Annotated in this window: 5 protein-coding genes; 2 read left to right on the top strand and 3 right to left on the bottom strand. The window is 48.8% G+C overall.

The features are described 5' to 3' along the window. Positions 1-241 precede the first annotated feature (241 nt). The 3 genes from QUA10_RS28505 to QUA10_RS28495 are packed head-to-tail and all read right to left on the bottom strand — an operon-like array spanning position 242 to position 2,434. On the bottom strand, positions 242-463 hold the full coding sequence (locus QUA10_RS28505; RefSeq protein ID WP_333085886.1) for a hypothetical protein: 222 nt from the start codon (positions 461-463) through the stop codon (positions 242-244). After that, positions 460-2,229 (bottom strand): S8 family peptidase, encoded by a 1,770-nt coding sequence (locus QUA10_RS28500; RefSeq protein ID WP_333085887.1) that lies wholly within the window; start codon positions 2,227-2,229, stop codon positions 460-462. Before QUA10_RS28500 ends, QUA10_RS28505 begins: the two co-directional genes overlap by 4 nt. Positions 2,230-2,278: 49 nt before the next feature. Further along, entirely contained in the window at positions 2,279-2,434 is a 156-nt protein-coding gene (locus QUA10_RS28495) for a hypothetical protein (protein WP_333075628.1), read from the bottom strand. Positions 2,435-2,484: 50 nt separating this feature from the next. Between QUA10_RS28495 and QUA10_RS28490 the strand changes: the two genes are divergently transcribed. Then, positions 2,485-2,901: a hypothetical protein gene (locus tag QUA10_RS28490; RefSeq protein WP_333085884.1), complete on the top strand. Its 417-nt coding sequence runs from the start codon at positions 2,485-2,487 to the stop codon at positions 2,899-2,901. Between the two features lie 287 nt (positions 2,902-3,188). Beyond that, on the top strand, positions 3,189-4,889 hold the full coding sequence (locus tag QUA10_RS28485; RefSeq protein ID WP_333085883.1) for a pentapeptide repeat-containing protein: 1,701 nt from the start codon (positions 3,189-3,191) through the stop codon (positions 4,887-4,889). Positions 4,890-5,050: the final 161 nt, after the last annotated feature.

Raw genomic sequence — 5,050 nt, 5'->3', positions numbered from 1 at the left:
GCTGCCTATCTTTTTTTACCACAAGTTGGCTCAATCCTTACTAGCTATGGGTTTTGGGTGGGTTGTCACCCCCCCAGAAATTATCCGCGTTAATCTGCGTGCATCTGCGGTTAAAAATCAATTTTCTCCCGAAAATCGTGCTAGCCACTGGAAAGTAAATAAAGATGCACCCTGATTAATAAACCCCAGCCAATTTTGGCCGGGGTTTTTTTTTGCTCGAAAGCTGGATTAGTCGATCGACCTACAACACCTCAAAAGACTGCACCTCAAGCACCGGGCCGATCATAGCAAAAGTCATCACATCCTTGCGGACTTCACCTTTAACACTGACTTTCAAACCAGCTTTTTTCAAGTCAGAAGGAGCATCCTTAAGTTCGTAAGTTTCCCCATCTTGGCCAACCAAAGCCCAAGTGCCCGGGCCTAATCCTTTGCGTTCAATTTCACCTTTGACAGTAATACTCATGCCGATCGCACCTCTGTTTTAATTGCTAAACGCGCCAGTCCGAAACACAGTAAAGCATTGACAATCAAGAATGTTTGTGATACCAAACCTGTGCCCAATCCCCAGACTGTGGGAGACACAAAAGCATTGACCGCTAAACTGCTGGCAAAACCGATCGAAATTGCGATCGCAATCCACTTCCACTCTCGATGTCCCAACAGCAAAGCAATCAAAATCCCCGGAATCAAAACGCTAGCAAAAAAGGGATTCAGCATACTGCTGCCATTAATTGCACCGCCGAGTTCGGGAATAGAACTGCCCATCACCCGCATCGGCCACTGCGGCAAGTCAAATACAAACAAGTTCCGCAGGAAAAAGAACCCAGAACTACCAGCCATCAAGCCGCCGGAAAAGCCCCAAGTCCACTGGAACGGAAAATAATTCCGCATAAAGAAAGCCAGCAGGTAAGAACCGAGCACCATTGCAATTTTAGGCAACAGGGCGACTGCACCGCCGTCAATCCAAAAGCGGGGGTTGAGATAGCCGTTATCGCGCAGCCAGCGGAAGAAATCGCGGAAATTGATTTGTCCGCGCTGGGCTAGCTGAACTGCTGCGGCTGCGTCTAGGTGTCCTGAACCAAAATGGTTTAACGGATCTTCAGTGACAGTTCGCGACGACTGCAAGAGTACGCTGCGAATTGCGTCGGGTTCTGTGATGCCCGATGCCTTGACAAGGGCTGCAACGGCTGCAACGTGGGGAGAAGCCATGCTAGTGCCTTGGTAGCCTTCAAATACTTCGGCGCCGGTTTCCGGGTCGATCGTACTTTGCAGGATTTTGCCCATTTCAGAACCGCCGGGGGCTGCAATGTCAACTCCCGCCCCGAAATTGGAGTAAGAGGCTTTTTCGTCGTCGGGGCCGAGGGCGGAAACGCCGATGACGTGGGGATAGCGGGCGGGATAGGAAGCGGAACTGTCGCCGGAGTTGCCGGCGGCTGCGATGATGACAACGCCTTTAGAGTGGGCGTAGTCGATCGCCTCTTCCATTAACTGACTTTCACCGCCGCCGCCGAGACTCAGGTTAATCACGTCGGCGCCGTTGTCAGCAGCAAATTTAATCGCTTCGGCGATGTCGGAAACCGTGCCGCCACCGCTGCCGCCTAACACTTTTAGCGGCATTAAAGCTGCTTCGTAGGCGATGCCCGCAACGCCGTAATTGTTGTTAGTTGATTGGGCGACTGTACCGGCGACGTGAGTACCGTGGCCGTTGTCATCGTAGGCTTCGGCGCGATCGTTTACAAAGTCGTAGCCCGGTACAAATTTGGTTTCTTTTAAGTCAGCGACGGGAGTAATACCCGTGTCAATTATCGCTACTGTTGTGCCGCTGCCTTTGGTTTCGTTCCAGGCAGATTCTACGTTGATGCTGCGGAGATTCCACTGCTTGGTATACATGGGGTCGTTGGGAATCTCGAAAGCGCTGTAGACAAAGTTCGGTTCAATGTATTCGGTATCTTTAGCCAAATTTGATTTTCTCAGGGCGTTTAGCAAAGTGCGATCGCCCTTAACTACATATACATTGTCGGCCGCTGAGAATTCGCTGTTGAGTTGCGGTGCGACTTGGTACTGTTGGGCGATCGCATTTACTTCTTTCGCAATCTCAGCAGCACCCAAATCTTCGCGGAAATCCAGCACAATCGAGTCGTAAGTGCCTTGAGTAGCAAGTCCTGGGAAATTAGAAATCGCCCAGCCGAGCCCGATTAAAAATAAGCACAGAAGGAAAAACTTTTTCATTGCCGATCGTCCGTTTAGGGAAGGCGTGTTCACCACAATAACCCAATTTTCACCGCCAGCGCCAGTTTTCCTTGCTGCGACTTGTGGATATCTCCCACGCGAGCGTTTGGTAGTTTTCGGCAGTGGCTGTTGCTCGCTCAAAAATTGCTCTAATTTCTAGTTTAAATTGCAGAGCAAGTTTGAGGAGTTCAATTAATTGTATCATTAGAGAAGATGAGAAACTGAACAAGCGAGTATTTTCAAAAAGGGTATTGCATGGAAAGAGGTTTAATGTGGCTGCCGCTGCTGGCAATTTTTATTGGGCTAGCTTGGGCTGGATGGAACGAGTATCAAAAGCTGGAAGCCTATCGCGTCTGGGCCGAACAATTCGCTAAAGCCAAGTACGATATTTATGCTGTACTCGGTCAGCAAGAAGACAGTTTAACTTGGGGAAAACCTACTCGCAGCGGGCCTGTGAATTTGCAAACTTTTTCTTTAAAAGACGTGCATTCGCTGCGGTTGTTAGTCAACTCTCAGGCCGTTGATTTAGAGTCACCGCCGAATTCGGGAAGTCCAATCGCCCTCGAATTTTTGTTGAAAGATGCTGCTGCGGTGCAAGTTCCTTTTACAGAAATTCCTCTAGCGACTAAATGGGGAAAACACTTGCAGCAAGAATTGCAGCGCTTTAGGTAAAAACACTCTCCGGTGGGGCAGCGTATAAGATGTGAACTTTGCTGCTTTAAGTTACAAAAGTCTGTAAAGCTGGTAGTAGAAATAGAACTTACGCAACCAATCCTTTGAGCTGCTATCTATAGGGGTAAAGTACCCACAGATCACCCGGAGGACGTGAGTTGTTGCAGTAAGTAGTAGAGGTAGTTTCCCCCTGCCTAGCCCGATCGTGTTCCGTGCACACCTTAGAGTTAAAGTTATTGACCCGCGCGTCCTAAAACAGCTAAATTGCCAGCCCCCCAATCAGCGGAATGCAAACACAAGAATTTTTACAGCGCTATCAACAAGGAGAGCGCAACTTTGGTCACATTGACCTCAGCGGCGCTAGTTTAAGCGGTGTTAACCTGCGAGAAATAGACCTCACTGGTGCTAACTTGACCGGTGCTAATTTGAGCTGGTCTTTTTTGAGCAATGCCAAGTTGATAGGGGCTTGTTTGCGCCGCGCGGATCTCCGCAGTGCGGGGCTGGCTGGGGCGAATCTGAGCGGGGCAAATTTGAGCGGGGCAAATCTTGCTAAAGCGGATTTGCGCCTTGCTTGTTTGGAAGCAGCAGAACTCAATTGGGCCGCGTTCCCGGAAGCTGATTTGGGTGGTGCTAATCTTCAAAGAGTTAAATCTGACCAGATTAATTTTGTTGGGGCTAAACTCGACGGCGCGAAGTTGATGACGGCGGAATTGATGGAGGCGAATTTCAACCGCGCCAGTCTTGTTGGTGCTAATTTAACGGGTGCTAATTTGCGGGAAGCGCATTTGGTGGAAGCGAATTTGCGATCGGCAATTTTAATCGGTGTAAATTTGATTGAATCTGACTTGAATGGCGCTCAAATGCGATCGGCAAATCTGACGGGCGCTGACTTGCACCGAGCTGTGCTGGCGGGTGCGGATTTGACGGAGGCGGTGCTGGATAACGCTGATTTGAGTCGAGCTAATCTGGCGGGTTCTTATTTATTGAAAGCGAGTTTTAAGAAGGCACTTTTGCTGCGAGCTAACCTGCAAGGAGTGTATTTGCTGCGGGCGGATTTGAGCGAAGCTAATTTGCGAAGTGCTGATTTGCGGAAAGCTGATTTGAGCGGCGCTTATTTGATGGATGCGATGTTGGGTGAGGCGGATTTAAAAGAAGCTTGTTTGATTGAGTGCCGTTTGATTCGGACGAATTTGGAGGGGGCCCAGCTTACGGGTTGCTGCATTCAAAATTGGCAAGTTCAAGATGTCGATCTGTCGAGAGTTGACTGCAGCTATGTTTTTACTCAGTTTGATTATACTGCGAAAGTTGCGGCAAATCGCTTTCCGGTCGATCGCGATTTTGAGTCGGGGGAATTGGGGCGGCAGCATCAAGAGGACAGTTCTATTGTGAAGGTGTGTTTTGATGAATCTCCTAATTGGGAGGCGTTGGTTTTTACGCTGCGTCGGGTGGAGTTGGAAAGCCACGAACTCAAATTTAACGTTCAATTTTTTGACTCTGCGGGAGAACAAAATTTACTGCGGCTGAGCGCGAACCGTTTGGTGAACGGCAAGATTTTGGGCGATCGCATTTTGGAGCTTTATCCAGATATGTTGGAAAAGATTTTAGCCAAGGACGCTGAAATTTTGAGTTTGCTGGACTTGGCTGTTCCTAGTAACAATGGGGAGCCGAGCCAAAAGGAAACATTGCTCAGAAGACAGGAAATATACCAGCGAATGGTGCGCCAAATTTCGTTTATTTTGATGTCTCAGACGCCGGATAAATTCTCCGAAAGTGTGCAGCGGCTGTTGGATTATTTGAAGCAGCAAGGTATCCCAACAGAGCAGATTCAAAAGAAAGTTATCAGTCAGGCGATCGTGCAGCGCGCCAAGCAAGATCCGAGTTTTCGGGAACAGTTGCTCGCGTGGGAGAAAACGGCGTCCGATCGTGTTCGTGGTTCGATAATGGGGGAAGCGGTGCGGTATGCAATTACCCTTTTGATCGATTATTAACAGTTAGTTGTGAACCCTTGAAGCCGCAGAGTGGCTAATACCCGCACTTGCTCTTCTGCGTCGGAAATTGCAAGCATTGTACAGTAGACCTCTTGCAAAAGTCATTCTGAAAGGTTAAGTTCATAGTTATAGATACCTGCAATCAGGTTGAAGCGTAAACC

The organism is Microcoleus sp. Pol8_D6 (genome assembly GCF_036700965.1).
In the GTDB taxonomy this organism is placed as follows: Bacteria; Cyanobacteriota; Cyanobacteriia; order Cyanobacteriales; family Microcoleaceae; genus Microcoleus.
Note: the sequence above shows the minus strand (reverse complement) of the source record. Positions and strands in the feature narration are given on the sequence as shown.